At 43.0% G+C, this 19,260-nt stretch carries 22 protein-coding genes; 17 read left to right on the top strand and 5 right to left on the bottom strand.

All coding sequences use genetic code 11. The features are described from left to right. Positions 1 to 152 precede the first annotated feature (152 nt). Positions 153 to 1,022, bottom strand: coding sequence for an RNA polymerase sigma factor RpoH (gene rpoH / locus ACPUEY_RS12735; RefSeq protein WP_092818450.1), 870 nt, complete (start codon positions 1,020 to 1,022; stop codon positions 153 to 155). Between the two features lie 140 nt (positions 1,023 to 1,162). After that, positions 1,163 to 1,396 carry a sulfurtransferase TusA family protein gene (locus ACPUEY_RS12730; protein WP_425122304.1) on the bottom strand — a complete coding sequence of 78 codons (234 nt, stop codon included), beginning with the start codon at positions 1,394 to 1,396 and terminating at the stop codon, positions 1,163 to 1,165. A 382-nt stretch (positions 1,397 to 1,778) separates the two neighbouring features. On the opposite strand from ACPUEY_RS12730, the gene ACPUEY_RS12725 reads away from it, so the two are divergent. Both ACPUEY_RS12725 and rhlB read left to right on the top strand, forming a co-directional pair. Further along, complete coding sequence (locus ACPUEY_RS12725; RefSeq protein ID WP_004648643.1) at positions 1,779 to 1,991, top strand: cold-shock protein; 213 nt, start codon at positions 1,779 to 1,781, stop codon at positions 1,989 to 1,991. Positions 1,992 to 2,090: 99 nt separating this feature from the next. Next, positions 2,091 to 3,242, top strand: a complete 1,152-nt coding sequence (gene rhlB / locus ACPUEY_RS12720; RefSeq protein WP_425122303.1) for an ATP-dependent RNA helicase RhlB — start codon at positions 2,091 to 2,093, stop codon at positions 3,240 to 3,242. A 122-nt stretch (positions 3,243 to 3,364) separates the two neighbouring features. Here rhlB and ACPUEY_RS12715 read toward each other — a convergent pair whose 3' ends face one another. Continuing rightward, the gene (locus ACPUEY_RS12715) at positions 3,365 to 3,745 is read right to left on the bottom strand and encodes a hypothetical protein (RefSeq protein WP_092818447.1); all 381 of its coding nucleotides are present in this window, start codon (positions 3,743 to 3,745) and stop codon (positions 3,365 to 3,367) included. A gap of 227 nt (positions 3,746 to 3,972) precedes the next feature. On the opposite strand from ACPUEY_RS12715, the gene ACPUEY_RS12710 reads away from it, so the two are divergent. The 14 genes from ACPUEY_RS12710 to ACPUEY_RS12645 all read left to right on the top strand — a co-directional run bounded on the left by ACPUEY_RS12710 (position 3,973) and on the right by ACPUEY_RS12645 (position 17,165). After that, positions 3,973 to 4,548 (top strand): nitroreductase family protein, encoded by a 576-nt coding sequence (locus ACPUEY_RS12710; protein ID WP_092818446.1) that lies wholly within the window; start codon positions 3,973 to 3,975, stop codon positions 4,546 to 4,548. A 33-nt stretch (positions 4,549 to 4,581) separates the two neighbouring features. Further along, positions 4,582 to 5,655 (top strand): NAD(P)H-dependent glycerol-3-phosphate dehydrogenase, encoded by a 1,074-nt coding sequence (locus tag ACPUEY_RS12705; RefSeq protein WP_425122302.1) that lies wholly within the window; start codon positions 4,582 to 4,584, stop codon positions 5,653 to 5,655. A 72-nt stretch (positions 5,656 to 5,727) separates the two neighbouring features. Continuing rightward, entirely contained in the window at positions 5,728 to 6,183 is a 456-nt protein-coding gene (gene sixA, locus ACPUEY_RS12700) for a phosphohistidine phosphatase SixA (protein WP_092818444.1), read from the top strand. Between the two features lie 30 nt (positions 6,184 to 6,213). Continuing rightward, complete coding sequence (gspL, locus tag ACPUEY_RS12695; RefSeq protein ID WP_425122301.1) at positions 6,214 to 7,353, top strand: type II secretion system protein GspL; 1,140 nt, start codon at positions 6,214 to 6,216, stop codon at positions 7,351 to 7,353. Next, positions 7,353 to 7,832 carry a type II secretion system protein GspM gene (gene gspM, locus ACPUEY_RS12690; protein WP_092818442.1) on the top strand — a complete coding sequence of 160 codons (480 nt, stop codon included), beginning with the start codon at positions 7,353 to 7,355 and terminating at the stop codon, positions 7,830 to 7,832. Before gspL ends, gspM begins: the two co-directional genes overlap by 1 nt. 90 nt (positions 7,833 to 7,922) lie before the next feature. After that, positions 7,923 to 8,933 (top strand): quinone-dependent dihydroorotate dehydrogenase, encoded by a 1,011-nt coding sequence (locus ACPUEY_RS12685; RefSeq protein ID WP_425122300.1) that lies wholly within the window; start codon positions 7,923 to 7,925, stop codon positions 8,931 to 8,933. Further along, the gene (locus tag ACPUEY_RS12680) at positions 8,930 to 9,514 is read left to right on the top strand and encodes a CvpA family protein (protein WP_092818440.1); all 585 of its coding nucleotides are present in this window, start codon (positions 8,930 to 8,932) and stop codon (positions 9,512 to 9,514) included. Before ACPUEY_RS12685 ends, ACPUEY_RS12680 begins: the two co-directional genes overlap by 4 nt. Before the next feature lie 24 nt (positions 9,515 to 9,538). Continuing rightward, positions 9,539 to 11,077 (top strand): amidophosphoribosyltransferase, encoded by a 1,539-nt coding sequence (gene purF / locus ACPUEY_RS12675; RefSeq protein ID WP_425122299.1) that lies wholly within the window; start codon positions 9,539 to 9,541, stop codon positions 11,075 to 11,077. A 129-nt stretch (positions 11,078 to 11,206) separates the two neighbouring features. Next, positions 11,207 to 13,057, top strand: coding sequence for a M48 family metalloprotease (locus tag ACPUEY_RS12670; RefSeq protein WP_131272740.1), 1,851 nt, complete (start codon positions 11,207 to 11,209; stop codon positions 13,055 to 13,057). Positions 13,058 to 13,154: 97 nt separating this feature from the next. Continuing rightward, entirely contained in the window at positions 13,155 to 13,820 is a 666-nt protein-coding gene (locus ACPUEY_RS12665) for a hypothetical protein (RefSeq protein WP_425122298.1), read from the top strand. Beyond that, positions 13,817 to 14,785, top strand: coding sequence for a 2-hydroxyacid dehydrogenase (locus tag ACPUEY_RS12660; RefSeq protein ID WP_131272742.1), 969 nt, complete (start codon positions 13,817 to 13,819; stop codon positions 14,783 to 14,785). The genes ACPUEY_RS12665 and ACPUEY_RS12660 overlap by 4 nt, the downstream gene beginning before the upstream one ends. Before the next feature lie 86 nt (positions 14,786 to 14,871). Further along, positions 14,872 to 16,311: a M48 family metalloprotease gene (locus ACPUEY_RS12655; protein WP_131272743.1), complete on the top strand. Its 1,440-nt coding sequence runs from the start codon at positions 14,872 to 14,874 to the stop codon at positions 16,309 to 16,311. Between the two features lie 46 nt (positions 16,312 to 16,357). Continuing rightward, positions 16,358 to 16,726, top strand: coding sequence for a GFA family protein (locus ACPUEY_RS12650; protein ID WP_092818435.1), 369 nt, complete (start codon positions 16,358 to 16,360; stop codon positions 16,724 to 16,726). A gap of 76 nt (positions 16,727 to 16,802) precedes the next feature. Continuing rightward, positions 16,803 to 17,165, top strand: coding sequence for a hypothetical protein (locus tag ACPUEY_RS12645; RefSeq protein ID WP_092818434.1), 363 nt, complete (start codon positions 16,803 to 16,805; stop codon positions 17,163 to 17,165). Between the two features lie 91 nt (positions 17,166 to 17,256). On the opposite strand, the gene ACPUEY_RS12640 is transcribed toward ACPUEY_RS12645, so the two are convergent. Both ACPUEY_RS12640 and rpsU read right to left on the bottom strand, forming a co-directional pair. Beyond that, on the bottom strand, positions 17,257 to 17,703 hold the full coding sequence (locus ACPUEY_RS12640) for a GatB/YqeY domain-containing protein (protein ID WP_092818433.1): 447 nt from the start codon (positions 17,701 to 17,703) through the stop codon (positions 17,257 to 17,259). A 34-nt stretch (positions 17,704 to 17,737) separates the two neighbouring features. Beyond that, on the bottom strand, positions 17,738 to 17,953 hold the full coding sequence (gene rpsU, locus ACPUEY_RS12635; protein WP_001136722.1) for a 30S ribosomal protein S21: 216 nt from the start codon (positions 17,951 to 17,953) through the stop codon (positions 17,738 to 17,740). 146 nt (positions 17,954 to 18,099) lie between these two features. Here rpsU and tsaD point away from each other — a divergent pair, with 146 nt between their 5' ends. After that, positions 18,100 to 19,116: a tRNA (adenosine(37)-N6)-threonylcarbamoyltransferase complex transferase subunit TsaD gene (gene tsaD, locus ACPUEY_RS12630; protein WP_092818432.1), complete on the top strand. Its 1,017-nt coding sequence runs from the start codon at positions 18,100 to 18,102 to the stop codon at positions 19,114 to 19,116. The last annotated feature ends 144 nt before the right edge of the window (positions 19,117 to 19,260 follow it).

Here is a 19,260-nt window from a genome sequence, read left to right as displayed (position 1 = left end):
GATGTGACAAAACCTGAGTCCTTTATAGTTAAAGTGTTTGTTTGCACTCATATTTTAACTATTTAGACTCAGGTTTTTTTATTTAAAGTAAACTGTGGGACAGTAGTGGCACTCAGCCCTTTTTTCAAAATACCCTACATGTATTTGACCATTTAGTTGGATGACATGGCCACTTTAATTTTTTCCATGGCATTTTTTTCAAGCTGGCGAATACGCTCGGCAGACACGTTATATTCTGCAGCCAGCTCATGCAGTGTCGATTTTTCATCATCCAGCCAGCGACGCTGTAAAATATTGCGTGAACGGTCATCCAGTTGATCCATCGCATCATGCAGGGCAGAAGTACTTTGTTCTTCGTAATCTTCTTCTTCAGCCAAACGTGCCGGATCATAGCGGTTATCTTCCAGATACAAGGCTGGAGCGACGTGGGTTGAACCTTCATCGTCATCATCACCTTGTGCTTCAAAAGCAGCATCATAGGCAGTCAGGCGGCCTTCCATTTCCAGCACCTGTTCAGGCGTGACATTCAAGTCATTGGCAATGGATTGTGCTTCGTCCAGAGTAAGTTTTTTACTGGACTTTTTTAAGCTGCGTAAATTAAAGAATAATTTACGTTGGGCTTTCGTGGTGGCAATTTTAACAATACGCCAGTTACGAATCACGTATTCATGAATTTCTGCTTTAATCCAGTGTACGGCAAATGACACCAAGCGCACGCCCATATTCGGGTCGAAGCGTTTCACGGCTTTCATTAAGCCGAGGTTGCCTTCCTGAATCAGGTCGCCTTGCGGCAAACCATAACCGGCATAACTGCGGGCAATATGCACCACAAAACGTAAATGAGACATCACGAGCATTTTCGCAGCATCTAAATCTTGGTCGTAAAAGTAGCGTTCGGCCAACTCTTTTTCTTGTTCAGCCGTTAAAATAGGAATCTGATTGACAGTACTAATATAAGCACCGAGATTTACCCCTGGTGCCGATAATGACAGGGGCATCAATTGATTGCTGCTGTCACTCATGTGTTCTCCTTGAGAGTTGGATGACATAACCATCTTAATAAATTTATCTTAATCCAATATTTCCTTGAAATTAGGAAATTTGGGTAGAGAAATGTAATTTTTTATGCACATTTGAAATGTTCTAGTTTAATTGAAAATAATTAAGATTCAATTAAGTAGTGATACTCAAAATCAGAAATTTTGGTCATATTGCAGTTCATTTGATGCATCGAACAATAACGCGTTACATCTTGCTGACTATGCGGATCTGAAGACTTGAGTAAAAAAATGCCGCCAGAATTATTCTTGATTGCTCGTTTAAGCATCAATAAGGGCATGGGACAAGGCTTGCCTATCGCATCAATGATTACTGCTGAATTGGCCAGATCATTCATCACATTCAATATCTAATTCAATTTAGTTAAATCTTAGCAAATTTGGTGCCAAAGCCCAATAAAATTATATAACTTCAACATAAAAGTACTTATCTAAAATAAGGAAATAATTAGTAAAAAAGAAGCGGAATCAAAAAGAAGATTAATCAAAAAAAACAGTATGAATTGTCATAAACCCGTGTTAAGCTCGTTGCGTATTCAAAATTAATGACGCTATTTCAGCTGTCTTAAAATGAATATCGCAATGGATGTAACCGGGATTTTGTTAATAGTAATACAGAATGATTACAAGCTTAGAAATAATAATTATTTTTAAACCTTGTTTACTCTGCTGTTTGCAACACCGGGTGGTCCTTTAATTAAATACAATGAGGATTAACTTATGACAGCTCGTGAACAAGGCGTAGTTAAATGGTTCAACGACACTAAAGGCTTCGGCTTTATTCAACGTAACGGCGGCGACGACGTATTCGTTCATTTCCGCGCTATCCAAGGTGACGGCCACCGTTCACTTCGTGATGGTCAACGTGTTGAATTCAGCGTAGTTAAAGGTCAAAAAGGCTTCCAAGCGGAAGAAGTACAACCTTTAGACTAATCGCCTGATTATTCATGAGAACGCCCCAATGTAATTTGGGGCGTTTTTGTTTATAATAGATTCCTATTTTTCCTGATCATTAAGTTAGAGCACCTTTATATGTCATCTGGTTTTGAAACCTTAAATTTACATCCGAAACTGAAACAGGCGATTGATGCTTTAGGTTTCAAAGAAATGACACCTATTCAGGAAAAGGTTTTAAAATTCACTTTGGCTGGACATGATGCCATTGGCCGTGCACAAACCGGTACAGGAAAAACAGCGGCTTTCCTGGTCAGTGTCATTAATGATTTGCTGAATAATCCGATTAAAGAACAACGCTTTCGTGGCGAGCCGCGTGCGCTGATTCTTGCGCCTACACGTGAGCTGGCTTTACAGATTGAAAGTGATGCCAAAGAGCTGACCAAATTTACCGACCTGCATCTGGTGACTTTGCTGGGTGGGGTAGATTTTGATAAGCAGAAAGCCCAGCTGGATAAAAATTTTGTCGATATTATTGTGGCGACACCAGGTCGTTTAATCGACTTTGTAGAACAAAAAGAAGTCTGGCTGGACCAGATTGAATTTTTTGTGATTGATGAAGCAGACCGTTTGCTGGATATGGGCTTCATTCCATCGGTAAAACGTATTGTGCGTTTTTCTCCACGTAAAGAACAACGTCAAACCTTAATGTTCTCTGCCACCTTTAGCTATGATGTGTTGAACCTGGCGCAACAGTGGTTGTTCGAACCGGTGACTGTGGAAATTGAGCCGGAAAAGAAAACCAATGCCGATGTAGAACAGCGCGTGTATATGGTTGCCAAAACAGATAAATATAAGTTGTTGCAAGAAATCCTGCGTGATGAGCCGATTGAAAAAGTCATGATTTTTGCCAACCGTCGTGACCAGGTACGCAAGCTTTATGATCATCTGAAAAAAGATGGTTATAAGGTGGTAATGCTTTCAGGTGAAATTGCACAAGACAAGCGCCTGAAAATGCTGGATCAGTTTAAGAACGGTCAGCATAATATTATGATCGCAACCGATGTTGCAGGTCGTGGTATTCATGTGGATGGTGTTTCCCATGTCATCAACTTTACCTTGCCTGAACAGTCGGATGACTATGTGCATCGTATAGGCCGTACCGGTCGTGCGGGAACGCGTGGGGTGAGTATCAGTTTCCTGTCTGAAGATGATGCGTTCTATCTTCCAGAAATTGAAAAAGCGATTGGCCAGAAATTGCCTTTGACCCGTCTGGAAGGGTATTGCTAGTTTTAAGAAATTTATTGCCGCATTAAAGAGTAGAAAAAGCCGCTTCAATAAGCGGCTTTTTTGTTTGGGCTTTAGACAGCTTTATTCAATGAATAAGATGAAATAGACCATTCTTTGAATATTTAGTTGGCTCGACAAGTGAAGGTCAGTACGGTTTGATAGTCTTCATCGCGTGCCAGACTGCCACTTTTGCCAGCCAAGGTACCAAGGACAGTGGTTGCAGCCTGAATCATTTGTCCGGTTTGCTCATCGACTACCCCTTTTAAGGCACCGTTGTATTCAGTTTTTTCATTCACGATGACAGGGGTGGCTTTTTTACCACAGGCATTATTTGCTGCAGTAATCGCGTTATTTTTAGAAATTAAACTGCTTTTACCAATTCCCGTCACTTCATATTGATTATTTTCTTTTTGAATCGCTAAAGATGTGGTCGGATTGGATGCACAGGCAGTTAAGGCGAGAGCAACGGCAACTGTTGAAGCGAGTGCAAAGACGTGTTTCATCTTTTTCCCCTGGATTGTTTTAAAGAGAATTTAAGCTATTTGAACATGATTTTTTGAATGATTTTTGAAGGGCTTGTATGAAATATGCAGCTTTATATGAACTCTCTGTGACTGAAGCTTAGTTCAGTCGGCCATTGTGGAGTAGACATTCACTTAACGCTCTAGAGTAACGGAACAAGATTATGCTAATCTTGGTGAAATATTTTAGTAAACAGATATCAAAGTCAATGACGGATTCAGCGGTAGATACGGTTCATCAGAATATTCATCAGCGTCAGTCGATTGGGCATTTGGTTGAGCCTGCTCCGAATGCAGAGCAACTGGAGAAAGCCTTTCAGGCGGCTTTGACTGCGCCGGACCATCATCGGTTAAAGCCCACCCGTTTTGTTGTTATTCCGAGTGATCAGCGTGAAGCTTTTGGGGAGTTGCTTTCCAGAGCTTTGGCGGATTTAGGTGAAACTGATCCTGTTCAATTGGATCGGGTAAAAAATCATCCATTTCGTGCACCATTACTGGTTTTGGCCTTAACCCAATTTCAGCCCCATCCGAAAGTGCCTAATTTTGAACAGACCTTAAGTTCAGGCGCAGCAATTGAAAACTTCTTGTTGTCTTTGCAAGTGCAGGGCTTTTCAACCATGTGGCGTAGCGGGGCAGTGGTTGAGTCGCCATTGTTTAAGCGAATCTTGGGGCTGTCAGAAGATGATTTAATTTCTGGAATTATTTATATTGGAACCGCAGCGAAAGCGATTCCAGCGCGTACAGCAGTGGATACACAAAACTATGTCAGTTATTGGAATAAGTAACTGTATTGAATCATGAGTTGAGATATAAAAATAATGTCAGAGTTGAAATTTTCAGATCTTGTTGAACCGATTGCAATTGATCAAAAAACGGCCTTGCGTGTGACCGTGTTGGGTGGTGGCAGTTTTGGTACGGCAATGGCCAATACTGCTGTACGCAACGGTTGTGACACCATGATCTGGATTCGTGATGAGGCAGCAGCAGCAGAAATTAATCAGACCCATATCAATAAACGCTATTTACCCGATTTTGTTTTGGAGCCGGGTTTAAAGGCGGTGTCGGATTTAGAAACGGCTGTTTGTAATCGTGACATTATTCTGGTGGCTATTCCTAGCCATTCTTTTCGCGATGTACTGAAACAAATCAAGCCTTTTATCAGCTCGCAGGCCGTGATTTCCCTAACCAAAGGCATTGAGGCGAAAACCTTTCATTTTATGAGCGATATTATTCGCGAAGAATTGCCTCAGGTTCCCTATGGTGTGCTTTCAGGACCGAATCTGGCCAAGGAGATTATGGCCGGGCAACCTGCAGGAACGGTCATTGCCAGCCAGTCAGAGCTGGTACGTTATGCCGTACAGCAAGCGCTGCATAGTGCATTGTTCCGGGTTTTTGGTAGCGATGATGTGCATGGTGTGGAACTGGGCGGGGCATTAAAAAATATCTATGCGGTTGCCATGGGTATGGCTGCTGCTTATAAGGTGGGTGAAAACACCAAGAGCATGATTCTGACCCGCGCACTGGCAGAAATGAGCCGTTTTGCAGTGAAACTGGGTGCAAACCCGCTGACATTCCTGGGATTGTCTGGCGTAGGTGACTTGTTTGCTACCTGTAATAGTCCGCTCAGCCGTAACTATCAGGTGGGTTTTGCCTTGGGTTCAGGTAAGACCCTGGAACAGGCCACTCAAGAATTGGGTCAAACTGCGGAAGGGATCAATACCATTGTGCAGGTGCGCAGCCGTTCGGAAGAATTAGGTGTGTATATGCCAATTACCAGTGCTTTATATGATGTGATTTTTGAAGGTGCGCCACCTTTAAGCATTGCACTTTCACTGATGAAAAATGGCCACCGCAGTGATGTAGAATTTGTTTTACCTCATAATGAAGTGTAATTTTTAAATCATCTTATTGCGTTCATAAAGCTTGGTTATAATGGCTGCATATTTGAAAATAAGGAATTTTTTATGCAACTTACCTTAGTTCGTCATGGTGAAGCCGCTCCTGCGGTGCATGGCAATGATGACAAGCGTCCTTTGACCGAGCGTGGACATACGCAGGCCCAACTCACCGCAGAATATTTAAAGGATATCATCCGGCCTGATGCCTTTGTGGTGAGTCCTTTATTGCGTGCGCAGGAAACCCTGGCACATTTGCAACATTATTTTCGTGATGTACCCGTGCTGGTATGCAATAAGATTAAGCCGGATGATGACGCAAAATTGGCAGTGGACTGGCTGTCTCAGCTTCCTTATGAGTCTATTGTGGTGGTGTGTCATATGAATGTGGTGGCGCATATTGCAGCATTGTTGACAGCAGAACCTTTTCATCCGTATGCTCTGGCTGAAGCGCGGATATATGAACAGGCAGTGATTGCAACTGGGCTATCAACACAGTTAAAAAGTTTTATTCCAAACGCATAAAATATTAATTAAAACGGCAGAAAAACATTAATGTTGTATTTATGGATGCCTGAAGCCAATGGGGTTTGGCAATGGTCGACTGGAGAGAGCTGGTCTCAGGCCTCTAGTCTTGAACAATTAATTCAAGATATTCAAGGCTATCATGGACAGGAAGCGATTGTATTTTTTCCCAGTCGCGATGTACAAATGCTGCAACAAAGTCTATCCAGGCTCCAATACAAGAAATTGGGTGCGGATGGGGTGAAATATTTATTAGAAGAATTTGTGGTTTTACCCATCGATTCAATGAAAATATTGCATCATTTTCAACATCCAGATCAATTGATCATTTTAGGTGTGGCCAATAGCACCGTTGAAACCTTACAACATGCCTTGAACTTAATCCCGGTTAAGGTCGTTTCCTTATTACCGGATTTTCTTATTTTACCGGTTCCAGAGGTGGGAAAAACCATCATTGCGAATCTGTCAGGACGCTTGCTGGTACGTGAAAGCGAATTTATGGGCAATTCGGTAGATGATCTGGCACTTTTTTTAGATTATCAGCCTCTCGGGCAATCTTATAAAATCAGCAACTTTACTGCTGAACAAATGCAAAGCCTTGAAGCCATGGTGACGTATGAACAGATTGAATCTTTTCATTATGAAGTACCGGTATTAAAAAAAGCACAACATCATCCTTTTAATATTCTGCCTAAAGCTAAAAACAGTCAGGGTATATCGGGCTATTGGAAAGCCTGTGCTGCTGTCTTGGTTGCTGCTGTTGTGGTCCAGTTTGGCTATGACGCAACACGCTGGTATAAATATAAAAAGGTGGCAGACCAGACTGCATTACAAGCCATTGATCAGTATAAGTACTGGTTTGGTCAGAGCAGCCGTGTGACCGAGCAGAATTTAAAAAGCCAGTTTGAAAGTCATGTACGCTTGAATAAAAGTGCCAACACTCAAGCTTTACAGTTACTGAGCCGGATTGGTCCGGTACTGATGCAAAATCAGATTGTGGCTAATCGGATCAATTATGATGCTTCTATTTTAAATATGGAATTGAAAGCCAACTCTGCTACTGCTTTGCAAAACTTGACCCAGCAGCTCAATCAGCAAGGCTTTAAGGCAGAATTAGGCAATATTCAGCCCAATGGTGCAGGTGCAATTGGATTGGTGAAAATACAATAATGAATACATCAGAAAAACTGCAAAACTCGATTGACCAATTCATTGAGCGAGTCACGGATTATCTGGATCAGCTGTCGCAACGTGAACGTTATCTGGTGATCTTTACCACGATTTTTGTGCTGGTTGCGGCTATTGGTTCAGCCCTTTGGTATATGCATGCCGCTGCGAATAAACAGCAGAATCGGGTCAATGACTTTAAAGACATGATCGTGTGGATGCAAAGCAATGCAGTGACCATGAAAGCTGCAGATGATGTGCAGTTAAGTGCGGCAGATAAAGTCCAGCGCGTTGCCCAGCAGCAGGGATTGTCTGTGGCATCCCAGCAAACAGGCGAGCAAATCCAGATTGTTGCGGCACATGAAAATTACGCCATTTTGGCAAATTTTTTAACCCAATTGGCGCAGATGGGTCTAAGTCTTGAGAAAATAGAATTAATCTCCGAGGCAGGACAGATTAAATTAACAGCGACAGTGCAATAAAGGGTAAAAATAAAGATCTGCTAAGCATGGTGTTTTCTCCGGGCTATGCCTATAATATGGCGACTTAAAAAGCAGTAGACTTTTATAGATATGTTGTATTCTCTTGCCCGCCCTTTGTTGTTTTCTTTAGCACCGGAGCGTGCACATGAGCTCACACTATCGTTATTGAAATCAGCTCATCGCATGGGCATGATGCGTCAAAACGTAGCGTCCAAACCTGTGACCTGTATGGGAATTGAATTTCCCAATCCGGTAGGTTTGGCAGCCGGTTTAGACAAAAATGGCGCTTATATTGATGCCCTGGCTGGACTGGGATTTGGTTTTATTGAAATTGGAACCATTACACCACGTCCCCAATCGGGCAATCCGCATCCCCGTTTATTCCGCTTGCCTGAAGCCAAGGCCATTATTAACCGTATGGGCTTTAATAATGACGGTGTAGACAAGCTGATTGAAAATGTCAAGGCAGCAAAATTCAAGGGCATTTTGGGCATTAATATTGGTAAAAATGCCGATACTCCCGTTGAAAATGCCGTTGATGATTATCGGATTTGCCTGGAAAAAGTTTATAACTACGCTTCCTATATCACGGTTAATATTTCATCGCCGAATACCAAAAATTTGCGCAGCCTGCAAAGCGGCGATGCCTTGACCGAGTTGCTGCAAACCTTGAAAAAGCGTCAGCTTGAACTGGCGGAAGAGCATCAGCATTATGTGCCTCTGGTGCTGAAAGTTGCACCGGATCTGACTCAGGAAGATATTCAGTTCATTGCCAAACAGTTAATCCAGTTTAAGATTGATGGTTTGATTGTGACCAATACCACCTTGTCTCGTGAAGGGGTAGAAAACCTGAAATATGGCAATGAAGCGGGTGGCTTGTCTGGCGCTCCGGTATTTGAAAAAAGTACCGCTTGTCTTGCCGCTTTTGCTAAAGTATTACAAGGTCAGATTCCATTGATCGGGGTAGGCGGGATTTTGTCTGGCGAACAGGCCGCTGCGAAACAGCAGGCAGGTGCCAGCCTTGTACAAATTTATAGTGGCCTCATATATACAGGTCCAGCCCTGATTAAAGACTGTATTGATGCTTTAAACACGCCATGAATACGCTGGATATCTTCATACTGATTATTTTGCTCATTGGAGGGCTCAACGGTTTGCGACAAGGATTGGTTTCAGCCTTTGCGAACTTGGTAGGATGGGTTTTTGCACTCATAGTCGGTGCAAAATACGCAACCATCCTGGCACCTTCGATGGTCTCACTCAGTGGAGATCCGGTAGTACAAAAAATAGCAGCTTTTGCATTTATTGTATTGCTGATGGTGGTTTTAACCTGGATTATTACTGCCTTACTCAACAAGATATTAAAAAGCCTGAAACTCGGCCCGTTAAACCGTTTGGCGGGTGGCGCTTTTGGCTCTTTAAAAGGTTTATTGATTGTACTCATCACCATGCAGGGCCTGGGCCCCTGGGTGGAAAGTTCTCCGCACTGGAAACAGTCTAAATTTGTACAACTCCTTATTCCGTATGCACCCTGGGCGACTGAACTCTCTAAAGAAGCGGCGCAAGGGGCACTTTCTCATATCAAGTCTGAAGATGCAGCGTCATCTTCCGACACATCGTCTGAAAAAACGCAGAAACATGCAGTGCGTACAGGCGAATCAACAAATAATCCTTTTTATTAATCCTAGCTTGTTTGCGAGGTTGCTATGTGTGGAGTAGTTGGTATAGCTGGTAAGTCACCCGTTAACCAAATGTTGTTTGATGCATTGACGATGTTACAGCATCGTGGTCAGGATGCAGCCGGAATAGTAACCTGTCATAACGGGCGGCTATTCCTGCGTAAAGACAACGGTATGGTGCGAGATGTCTTCCATACGCGTCACATGCGTGCCCTGCTAGGCAATTACGGTATTGGTCATGTGCGTTATCCGACAGCGGGTTCTTCAAGCAGTGCAGAGGCACAGCCATTTTACGTGAACTCGCCTTACGGGATTACCTTGGCGCATAACGGTAACTTGACCAATGCTGAAGAAATTCATGAAGATTTGTTTAAAACAGATCTTCGTCATATGAATACCGATTCGGATTCTGAAGTATTGTTGAACGTTTTTGCCCATGAAATGCAGAAAAGTGGCAAATTGAATCCAACACCGGAAGATATCTTTAATGCGGTGTCACGTGTACACGAGCGCTGCAAAGGTGCTTATGGTGTGGTTGCCATGATTACCGGACATGGTCTGGTGGGTTTCCGTGATCCAAATGGTATTCGTCCACTGATTTATGGTTCGCGTGAAACTGAAAACGGCACTGAATATATCATTGCTTCCGAGTCTGTGGCGATTACCGCTCTAGGCTTTAAGGTTGAGCGTGATATCGAGCCAGGCGAAGCCATTTTCATTACTTCGAAGGGCGAGTTGTTTAGCAAGCAATGTGCGGTTAATCCTGAATATCGTCCTTGTATCTTTGAATATGTGTATTTTGCGCGTCCGGATGCCATTATTGACGGCATTTCAGTGTATAAAGCACGTTTAAAAATGGGTGAAAAGCTTGCCAGCAAAATCATCCGTGAATGGGGAGATGAGCACGACATCGACGTGGTGATTCCAATTCCAGATACTTCACGTACTTCAGCTTTAGAGCTTGCAAATACTTTGGGTGTTAAATTCCGTGAAGGCTTTGTGAAAAACCGTTATATCGGGCGTACCTTCATTATGCCTGGCCAGAAACAACGCGAGAAATCAGTACGTCAAAAGCTCAACCCGGTTGAACTGGAGTTCAAAGGCAAAAACGTTTTACTGGTAGATGACTCGATTGTACGTGGTACCACCTGTAACGAAATCATTCAAATGGCTCGCGATTCGGGTGCGAAAAAAGTATTCTTTGCTTCGGCTGCACCGATGGTGAAATATCCAAACGTGTACGGTATTGATATGCCAGCAAAAGCGGAACTGATTGCATCGAACCGCAGTGTTGAGGAAATCCGTGAAATTATTGGTGCAGACCGTTTGATTTTCCAGGATCTGGAAGATCTAAAAGGTGCAGTTCGTACTAACAAGGTACCGGCATTACAGGAATTTGACTGTTCGGTGTTTGATGGTGTGTATGTAGCGGGCGGTATCGATGAAGCTTATCTGGATGAACTGGAAAGCAAGCGTAACGACTCTGCTAAAAAGGCTCAAGATGGTTATATTGATGTCAATATTGATGCAGCATCAGTAGACTTGACTGGTGTGAAAGAAGAATAAATTCTTCTGGCATACCATGAAAAGCGGGAAATTCCCGCTTTTTTAATTTATGATGTGTGAATAAATACAATGTAATACAGGAAATTTACATTGAAAAGTGCGGGTTATTTGTTCATAAAAAATAAAAATATGGTTTGGTCTGCAAGTATTTGTCTGCTTGCGGTGCTGCTTTCGTTATTTATTTTAAATACTATTGTCGGATTGAACGTTTTCTATTTTGACCAGACTCAATCCATCTTCTGGCATGTACTGAGCCCTTATCTGATTGTGCTTTTGCTGAGCGTAATGGCTATTTCTGTATTGTATGAGTTTTATGTCTTTCGTTCAGGCGGACACTCACTGGCAAAACAGATGGGGGCTCGCCGCTTAAGTCTTATCGAAAGTATTCCTGAAGAAAGCATTGCCCTTAAAATTACTGAACAACTGGCGGATACTTTTTTAATTGAGGCACCGGCAATCTATGTGCTTCCCGATGAAGTTGGCGTGAATGCGCTGACCGCAGGGTTTTATCCGCGCGATATTGTGATTATTTTGACTTGGGGCGCTTTACAGAATCTGGATGAATTGGAACTTTATGGTTTGCTCAGTCATGAGTTTAATAAAATTCTGTCTGGTGAAACCGCTGAAAACACCCGCTTAAAAATTCTCTACAGTAGTCTGAGCACTTTGAGCCAGTGGGGCAGTAAAATTGCCAAACTGGGTTTTACCAAGCATGGTCAGGCACATACACATAAATTTGCCACTTCTTTCGTGGCCCTGGGAGGAATAATCTGGCTGATTGGAAGCCTGGGGGTGTTGATTACCCGTCTGATTAAATATATTTCGCTGGGTAGCCGGACCTTTAAAAATGACCAGAAAACCAGGCGCCTGATTCAAAACGATGCCAATGTGCAAACTTTACTCAGAATTTATGTCCATCATTCAGGTTCGCAAATTCACAGTGAATATGCCGAATCCATTTCGCATATGTGTTTTGCTAACTCTTTAAGTCCACAAAACTGGATGAATATTCATCCCAGCATCGAACAGCGTATTTATGAATTGAACCCTGGTCTGGTGCAGGATTTGCAGCTTGAAAATTTAAAAAAATTGCGTAATCAGCCACTATTCAGTCTGTTTCGTTCGCTTGATGAGCTGAACAGTGAAGTCTATACGCCGTGGAGTTCACCACAGCCGTTGCCATTGCTGCGTTTATCACCAATCAGTTTTGCGATTAATGATGCCATCAAGCCCCTAAAGCCAGAAATTCGCGACAACATGCAACGTCCTGAACTGATCCAACGGGCATTGCAGACTGCAACCGGTTCACGCGAGGTGATGGTGGCGATTTTAATGATTCGCCAATACCGTGAATTTATTCCTGCCGAGGCAGAAGTCAGTCGTGCCATTGTCGATTCATTGCTGCATCTGGATGGTCGGGTACATATCTCCATCTTTTACGAAGCCTGTAAAAATATCGGCACGATGCCTGCGACCATTGCACGCCAGTTTTTAATGAAACTGGCGCGAATTATTCAGGAAGATGGGGAAATTGGTCTGCTGGATGCTTTATTGCTGGAGTGTGTGAAATTTGAATTAAATCTGCTGCCATTGCATACCCCGACTTCACTGGAAGATGTCAAGCCGCAGATCGTACGCCTGATAGATGCCTTGTTGCATGTACAACAGATTAATAGCCAGAATCAGCTCGATGTGCGGAAAAAAATTCTCCACCGGGTATTGACGGTACAGGAACTGGAAATGTATGCCGAAATTTCGGATGAGCCAATTGATCTGGCAGAAATATTAAATGATATTGCGGGTTTGCTGCTTCGTGACCGTTTAAGTATTTTAGGGGTTGCTGAGTTATGTTTGTGGAATGACCGCATTATTACCCAGGACGAGCTTGATGTTCTGCAGCTGCTGTATTGGCGTTTTGGTTTTGAAACCGATGAAATTGTCGAGTTGATGCAGAAGAAAAACAGTTTAATGATTGTCTGAACAAGCTGCGATAAAATGGGTGATGATTCAATAAAAGCACAGCAAAAAATCAGTAATCTCGTTAGAATACCCAGTATTCAATTGGTGATGAAGAAAGATGATCGGGCATCAGCGTGACATATTGGCAACATTGGGGATCGATATCTGGATTCCCCGGGATGTTGCATGTCAAAAAATGCCATCTTCATCGCTGTGGCGAGATCAGGCTGCAGCTGAATATCAGACTGAAATTGTGCTGGAAAAAACGCCAGCTGTATTGCCATTAGAGCTTCAAGAAAATCAAAATCAAGCATTTGAACATGTCGAGCCGTTGAATGCTCCAGTTACAGCAAGTGTAGAAAAAGCTGAATTTGTTGCTGAAGTGATTGCAGAGCGTGCAGCACTACAAATAGCAGCATTTCAATTGCAGGCCTTGAGTTTGCCACATTGTGTCATTGTGGTCGATGCAACCGAAATCACCGCCGAGCAGCAGCAGCTTTGGAATAATATCCAGCATGCGGTGCTGGCTGAATATTATGAATTGCAGTGGCCATTTCCTTTAATGAGCTTTCAGGATGGTCATGGCGCAGAAAGTTATGTGCAAGGCTTTTTAGACGCAATCAGTGCAGATAAAAACATTATTTTTCTCGGACAATGTGCTTATTTTAAACATTCAAAAAGCATCAATCTGGCGGGTTTGCAGGAAATGCTGGATCAGCCCCTGTTAAAAAAACGCCTGTGGCAGTTTATGCAAAAATCGCCTCACAACACGGATGGAACATGAACAAGAAAGTCGTAGTTTTTAGCCAGTTAGATCGGGATATCCTTCAGCGATTACAACAACAATATCAGGTGGTCATCATCAACCCGAAACAGGGTGATGTGAATGAACAGATACGTGAACAGGTGAAAGATGCCGATGGCATGATTGGTGCAGGGCGTTTACTTAATGCGGATAATCTGGCGACAGCACAACAGCTTAAAATTATTTCCAGTGTCAGTGTGGGTTATGACAATTATGATCTGGCCTATTTAAACCAGCAAAAAATCTGGTTATCCAATACCCCGCATGTATTAACCGAAACCACGGCCGATTTAGCTTTTAGTTTGCTGATGAGCGCAGCACGTAAAGTTCCCGCCCTGGATCAATGGACCAAGCAGGGCAATTGGCAACGCACTGTGGGGACGGCACAATTCGGGCAGGATATTTTTGGTAAAACGCTCGGCATCATCGGTTTGGGCAATATCGGCGCTGCGATTGCACGGCGTGGTTTTTATGGTTTTAACATGAACATTCTTTACCATAACCGCCGTGAAAAACTGGAACTGGCACAGCCCTTAAACGCCCGCTACTGTGCCTTGAATGAGTTGTTGAAACAGTCTGATTTTGTGGTGGTCGCTGTGGATTTAAATGCAGAATCCCAAGCTCTGATTGGGCAGCACGAGTTCGATCAAATGCAGCCACATGCAGTTTTTGTCAATATTGCCCGTGGTTCCGTGGTGGATGAGCAGGCAATGATTGATACGCTCAAAGCAGGTAAAATTTTTGCTGCCGGACTGGATGTCTATGCCAAAGAACCTTTACAGGCATCAGAACTTTTTGCTCTGGAAAATGTGGTGACTATGCCGCATGTGGGTTCTGCGACTGCGGAAACGCGTAAAAAAATGGCTGAACTGGCTTATCGTAACCTGGTTGAGGCCCTGGAAGGACGTACACCTCCTTATTTGGTGAATCCTGCCTTTTCTTAAAATTTGATAACACTTCATTGCAAATTGCTCCAATTTTCAATGTTATATTCGGATAAATTGAAAAAAAGCAGTTTGAGTACATCACATTGAAACGGTTTTTATGGGCTTGCAACATCACTTTGATTTCAGCCATGGCATTAACGCACAGTGCAAATTTCAATTCAACGCCGCAATTGAATGTTCCTGAAATTGGCAGTGGGGTTGGTCTGATTGACCAGCAAAAAGAAAGAATGATTGGTGAAAAAGTCTTTCGTGAAGTACAGCATCAAATGCCCGTTTTGCAGAATCCATGGCTGGAAGATCAGTTGGGGAGTGTATTTTCACATATTTTAAGCCAGACCCAGCTGGGTCAGCCCATAGGTCTGGTGATTATCAATGATCCGCAAATCAATGCTTTTGCTGTTCCGGGTGGGTTATTTGCCATCAACACGGGAATGGTGATATCTGCCCGAAATATGGATGAAGTCGCTGGAGTGATGGCGCATGAAGTGGCGCATGTGTCACAACGTCATTACAGTCGTTCACAGGAAGCTTTTAAGGGGCAGGGCCTGTTAACCTTGGCGGGATTGCTGGTCGGTGCGCTGATTGCTTCTCAAGCGGATGGCGATGCCGGAACTGCAGTGATGTTGGGTTCTCAGGCAGCGATGATGGATAAACAGCTGAACTATAGCCGTAATCAGGAGCGTGAAGCGGACCGGATTGGCATGCAGTATATGTATAGCGCAGGCTATAATCCGCAAAGTATGGCGGATTTTTTTGAAGTGATGGACCGGGCAACCAGTAAAGTCAGTTTTCTGCCTGATTTCTGGCTCACCCATCCACTCAGCACCGAGCGGATGAGTGAGGCACGTTTAAGGGCCAATCAATTTCCCCGTATAAAATCAAATTTACATGATGAAGATTTTGAAATCCTGAAATGGTATAGCCGGGTCATTTCAAATCAGGCGACGGAACAGCAACTCCAGGTTTTGGCAAATCGAAATAATTTTGCCGGCCAGCTGGTTTTATCCGCATTTTATTTAAAACAGGGCGATTATGTTCTGGCACAGCAGGTTTTGAATCAGGCGAAAGCACAGCAGCGTTTAAATAACTTATTGGTTTTAATTCAGACCGATATTTATTTGGGACAAAATAAAACCGAGCAAGCCTATCAGGCCGTTCAATCGGCAGCACGGATCATGCCGGAAAACCGGGCTTTGGCTTTTAAGCTGGCAGAAGTCTATATCCGTCAAAAAGAGCCTGTACTGGCATTCAGCCTGATTCAGCGCTTTATCAATAAAAATCCGCGTGATATTCAGGCCTGGCGCCTGATGCAGCAAGCGGCCAATATAGACCGGCAGTCACCGTTTAGAACGGTGAATGTGCTGCGTTACCGGGCAGAAGTGGAATACTGGTCAGGATTGGAAGAAAATGCGATTAAATCCTTATTGCATGCCCAGCGCCTGATTAAAGATAATGAAATGCTGGCGGCAAAATTAAAAGCACGGATTCAGGAAATGCAAAAAGAGCGACAGCTCAGAATTTAGCCGGATATGATTATGCTGCAATGATAATAAAAATAAGGAGTGACGCATGCTAGAAGGTCAATGCTTGTGTGGAAGAGTAAAGTATCGTTATGAGGGTGAAATTGAAAAAACCATCATCTGTTACTGCAAGGATTGTCAAATGGCTCAAGGTTCCATCTTTGGCTGGAATAGTCCATTACAGAAATCAGAATTTGAGATTACCCACGGTATTAAATTTTTAAAAGAATATTTCCATACTCCGAATAAAGCCCGGGTTTTTTGTCAGGAATGCGGTAGTCCGATTTATTCATATCGGGTCGATGTGCCGGATATTATTCGTTTACGTTTGGGAACGGTAACGCAAGGGCATTTACCTGTACCTTCCGAGCAAGCCTATATCCAATATAAACCTGATTTTTTGCATATCGATGAATAAAATCTGCAGCTGAAATGATGAGGCCTGTGATAATCTTTATGCCTTGTGAATTTTAAATAATGAACAGAATCGATTTATGAAAAAAATATTATTGGCTTTATTGGTATTGGGGTATGTGGGGTTAAATACGGCTTTTGCAGGCGTGGAGCAATATGTCGCAGCAGTGGATCAAATCTCTGAGCAGTACAAGCAGGAGAGCAGAAACTTTTTTAGCAGTCTAAATGCGCAACAGACGAGCTTTACGCCACAGCAACAAACACAGTACTGTGCAATAGTGGGCAGTTATATTGATCGGTTATATCAGGCGGCAGATCAGAACAGGGAAGCTTTGGATCGTCAATTTAGACAAATGACTAGGCAAGACGTCATTAATAAAGTGATGTCATCAAAAGAAATGCTGATTTTGAGAAAATATAATATTCAGTGTGATCTGAAATAATCGGAAATGTTTATGAGAGATTAGGGGAAATATTTGAACTGTCTTTGCTTAAAGGCAGTTCAACGCTAAAGAATGATTCTGGAGTTGGGAATTAGCTCAGTTTTGCTTTAATTTTAGCTGAAACTTGTGCAGGATCGGCGCGCCCGGCTATGAGCGGACGCAGAGAATTCATCACCTTACCCATATCTTTCATGCTAGTAGCTTCTTGTGCAGTAATTGTCTGCGCAATGATAGAATCAAGCTCTTCCTCAGTCATAGCTTCTGGTAGAAATTGAGATAACACTTCAATTTCGGCTTGCTCTTTACTAGCTAAATCATCTCGGCCAGCGCCTTCAAAGGCTTTAACCGATTCTTTACGTTGTTTAATTTGTTTTTCAATGACCGCAAGAACTTGAGCGTCGTCAAGCTCTTTGCGTTCATCGACTTCGATTTGCTTAATTGCTGCCTGCAGACTACGAATAACCGTCAACTTATCCATTTCTTTAGCACGCATAGTTGCTTTCAAAACTTCAGTAATTTGGTTTTTTAAAGTAGTCATTTATTTAGTCCAAGCAGTCAATCACAAATTAATCTTAGTAAAGGCGAGTAGTACGAACTGATTCGCGAGCCAATTTCTTTTGGTAACGTTTAACAGCAGCAGCTTTTTTACGTTTACGTTCTTGAGTTGGTTTTTCGTAGAATTCACGTTTACGAACGTCAGCTAAAACACCTGCTTTTTCGCATGAACGTTTGAAACGACGGATAGCTACGTCTACTGGTTCGCCTTCTTTCAATTTAACTTGTGGCATGAAGAATCCTCATTAAGTTATGGATAAGATCTATAGCACGATTGCCTTAGATCACAAGTGAAGGACAGTATTTTACTCATTTACATCTCATATCACAAGTCTATAATAGCTTTAGCAATATTTAGATACGGGTAAAAGGCAGTTTAATGATCGTTCTGGGCTTGGAAACTTCTTGTGATGAAACCGGGTTAGCACTCTATGACAGTGAAGTCGGCTTAATAGGACAGGTGTTATATAGTCAGATTAAACTGCATGCCGAATATGGCGGCGTAGTCCCGGAACTGGCTTCACGTGATCATGTGCGCAAGCTCATTCCTTTAATCAATCAGTTACTTGAACAAAGCAAGATTAAAAAATCAGACATTGATGCAGTCGCCTATACACGTGGTCCCGGCTTGATGGGGGCACTCATGACCGGTGCATTGTTTGGGCGTACCCTGGCATTTGCGCTGAATAAACCGGCCATTGGGGTGCACCATATGGAAGGTCATATGTTGGCGCCCTTGTTGTCTAAAACTCCACCGGAGTTCCCGTTTGTCGCTTTATTGGTCTCTGGTGGGCATACCCAGCTCATGGCAGCGCACGGCATCGGTCAGTATGAATTGCTGGGTGAATCGATCGACGATGCTGCCGGTGAAGCTTTTGATAAAGTCGCGAAGATGATGGGCTTGCCTTATCCGGGTGGTCCGAATATTTCACGTCTTGCAGAGCAGGGTGATGCCACAGCTTTTGATTTTCCACGTCCGATGCTGCATCAAGGTTTGGATTTTTCATTTAGCGGTTTAAAAACTGCTGTTTCGATTCAGTTGAAAAAAGTTGAAGGCCAGAACCGTGAGGCGGATATCGCTGCATCTTTCCAGGAAGCACTGGTAGATACACTGGTTAAAAAATCGGTAAAAACTTTAAAGCAAACTGGGTTAAAGCGTCTGGTCATTGCCGGCGGGGTAAGTGCCAATAAACGTTTACGTGAGCGTCTGGAAGCAGATTTGGCCAAAATTAAAGCCCAGGTCTATTATGCAGAACCGGCTTTATGTACCGATAATGGCGCCATGATTGCTTTTGCCGGTTATCAGCGCTTAAAAGCAGGTCAGCATGATGGTTTATCCGTGACGACGACGCCACGCTGGCCAATGACAGAGTTGACCAATCCAAGCGAAGCTTGAATATTAAAGAATTAAAAAAGAGGTGCTTAGCGTCACTGCTGTCCCACAAATATCACAAGAAGAACCTCAATTGAGGTTCTTCTTGTTTTCGCCATTTTTTATCAGGCACAAAGAGTGACCTTAAAAGTTTCCTTTCAAATAAAT

It is taken from the genome of Acinetobacter sp. G11, assembly GCF_049808495.1.
In the GTDB taxonomy this organism is placed as follows: domain Bacteria; phylum Pseudomonadota; class Gammaproteobacteria; order Pseudomonadales; family Moraxellaceae; genus Acinetobacter; species Acinetobacter kookii.
Note: the sequence above shows the minus strand (reverse complement) of the source record. Positions and strands in the feature narration are given on the sequence as shown.

What these genes read in the sequence shown, in the direction of transcription:
- ACPUEY_RS12715 (WP_092818447.1), bottom strand. Translation starts at nt 3,745, where the DNA reads ATGAAACACGTCTTTGCACTCGCTTCAACAGTTGCCGTTGCTCTCGCC.
- rhlB (WP_425122303.1), top strand. Translation starts at nt 2,091, where the DNA reads ATGTCATCTGGTTTTGAAACCTTAAATTTACATCCGAAACTGAAACAG.
- ACPUEY_RS12710 (WP_092818446.1), top strand. Translation starts at nt 3,973, where the DNA reads ATGACGGATTCAGCGGTAGATACGGTTCATCAGAATATTCATCAGCGT.
- purF (WP_425122299.1), top strand. Translation starts at nt 9,539, where the DNA reads ATGTGTGGAGTAGTTGGTATAGCTGGTAAGTCACCCGTTAACCAAATG.
- ACPUEY_RS12660 (WP_131272742.1), top strand. Translation starts at nt 13,817, where the DNA reads ATGAACAAGAAAGTCGTAGTTTTTAGCCAGTTAGATCGGGATATCCTT.
- ACPUEY_RS12705 (WP_425122302.1), top strand. Translation starts at nt 4,582, where the DNA reads ATGTCAGAGTTGAAATTTTCAGATCTTGTTGAACCGATTGCAATTGAT.
- ACPUEY_RS12640 (WP_092818433.1), bottom strand. Translation starts at nt 17,703, where the DNA reads ATGACTACTTTAAAAAACCAAATTACTGAAGTTTTGAAAGCAACTATG.
- gspL (WP_425122301.1), top strand. Translation starts at nt 6,214, where the DNA reads ATGTTGTATTTATGGATGCCTGAAGCCAATGGGGTTTGGCAATGGTCG.
- ACPUEY_RS12650 (WP_092818435.1), top strand. Translation starts at nt 16,358, where the DNA reads ATGCTAGAAGGTCAATGCTTGTGTGGAAGAGTAAAGTATCGTTATGAG.
- tsaD (WP_092818432.1), top strand. Translation starts at nt 18,100, where the DNA reads ATGATCGTTCTGGGCTTGGAAACTTCTTGTGATGAAACCGGGTTAGCA.
- ACPUEY_RS12665 (WP_425122298.1), top strand. Translation starts at nt 13,155, where the DNA reads ATGATCGGGCATCAGCGTGACATATTGGCAACATTGGGGATCGATATC.
- ACPUEY_RS12680 (WP_092818440.1), top strand. Translation starts at nt 8,930, where the DNA reads ATGAATACGCTGGATATCTTCATACTGATTATTTTGCTCATTGGAGGG.
- ACPUEY_RS12645 (WP_092818434.1), top strand. Translation starts at nt 16,803, where the DNA reads ATGAAAAAAATATTATTGGCTTTATTGGTATTGGGGTATGTGGGGTTA.
- ACPUEY_RS12725 (WP_004648643.1), top strand. Translation starts at nt 1,779, where the DNA reads ATGACAGCTCGTGAACAAGGCGTAGTTAAATGGTTCAACGACACTAAA.
- ACPUEY_RS12730 (WP_425122304.1), bottom strand. Translation starts at nt 1,396, where the DNA reads ATGAATGATCTGGCCAATTCAGCAGTAATCATTGATGCGATAGGCAAG.
- rpoH (WP_092818450.1), bottom strand. Translation starts at nt 1,022, where the DNA reads ATGAGTGACAGCAGCAATCAATTGATGCCCCTGTCATTATCGGCACCA.
- sixA (WP_092818444.1), top strand. Translation starts at nt 5,728, where the DNA reads ATGCAACTTACCTTAGTTCGTCATGGTGAAGCCGCTCCTGCGGTGCAT.
- ACPUEY_RS12685 (WP_425122300.1), top strand. Translation starts at nt 7,923, where the DNA reads ATGTTGTATTCTCTTGCCCGCCCTTTGTTGTTTTCTTTAGCACCGGAG.
- gspM (WP_092818442.1), top strand. Translation starts at nt 7,353, where the DNA reads ATGAATACATCAGAAAAACTGCAAAACTCGATTGACCAATTCATTGAG.
- ACPUEY_RS12670 (WP_131272740.1), top strand. Translation starts at nt 11,207, where the DNA reads ATGGTTTGGTCTGCAAGTATTTGTCTGCTTGCGGTGCTGCTTTCGTTA.
- rpsU (WP_001136722.1), bottom strand. Translation starts at nt 17,953, where the DNA reads ATGCCACAAGTTAAATTGAAAGAAGGCGAACCAGTAGACGTAGCTATC.